We start from the raw sequence: 1,001 nt of genomic DNA, 5'->3' as shown, positions 1-1,001 counted from the left end.
TCTCATTCCAACCGGTGGCCGAATTATCGCAACCCGGGTCCTCATCAGGATTCTCTACTTTATCACCGCATTGGCTATAAGCCCCGGCGCAAGCGTTTAGATAAGAAGAAGTCGTAAAGCCGGCATGTTGGCCCTCGGTTTTATTTTGAAAACACCAAAAGGTAGACAAACGGGTGCCAAGATGTAAACATTTTCCGGAACAACCCATGGCCGACTGCGGATCATTGGCTATTCCGCTAATTCCAAAATCACAATCTTCGCCCGCGCCGATAAAACCATTACCGCAAATGGAAGTATTGATATCAACGGCTTTAGTCGTCTGCGAAGAACCGGCGCGCAAACAATTGGCGCCGCAACCGAGTTTGATTAAGGGGTCGGCCGCAGCCGGATCACAAATCTCGCCCAAAGTCGTTTGCACCACACCGTCGCCGCATAAACCCTCATCCGCTGGAACAGTCATGGTGGTGGTGGCGTTATTGTTGCCCGGCCGCCGACAATCTAAGTTACAACCGGCAGCCGCCCCCGGCGGGTCGCAATCCTCGCCGGCTTCCACCACGGCATTGCCGCAAACCGGCAAATTAGCCGCCGAGCTCGTCGGAATATCGCTGCCTTTGCGCACGCACCAGCTGGTACAATAAGGATTTTTGCCCTTAGTGGTAAAAGAAGTGACATAAGCCACTAAGGTATCCGAAGAAGTCCAATCCCAGCTTACAGCCCAGGGATTTAATTTTTGACCGCGGGCATCGCAACTGTCCGGCGCCGAAAAAGGCTGGGCCACGCTGCGCCCGACCACCACCGCGCAATATCCCCATCCCGCGCCACGTCCGCTGTACACCGTCACCTGCAACCAGAAAATTGAAGCGGCCTTTGGCATTCGCATGCCTGTGTGGGAAGATCGCATCGAACCTTTTGTACGCACGCTGCAGTGGCATTGATCGCGTGATATTTTCAATAAAAATCCAGAAAGAGTTTGTGTCATGAGAAAAGGCATCATCCTCGCC

1 protein-coding gene is annotated in these 1,001 nt (G+C 53.3%); it reads left to right on the top strand.

Annotated elements, in window-relative coordinates; all coding sequences use genetic code 11:
- The first annotated feature begins 749 nt into the window (after positions 1-749).
- Positions 750-935, top strand: coding sequence for a sugar nucleotide-binding protein (locus tag Q8M88_RS17645; protein ID WP_371132605.1), 186 nt, complete (start codon positions 750-752; stop codon positions 933-935).
- Positions 936-1,001: the final 66 nt, after the last annotated feature.

The sequence above is a fragment of the Phenylobacterium sp. genome (assembly GCF_030693805.1).
Taxonomy (GTDB): domain Bacteria; phylum Pseudomonadota; class Alphaproteobacteria; order Caulobacterales; family Caulobacteraceae; genus Phenylobacterium.
Note: the sequence above shows the minus strand (reverse complement) of the source record. Positions and strands in the feature narration are given on the sequence as shown.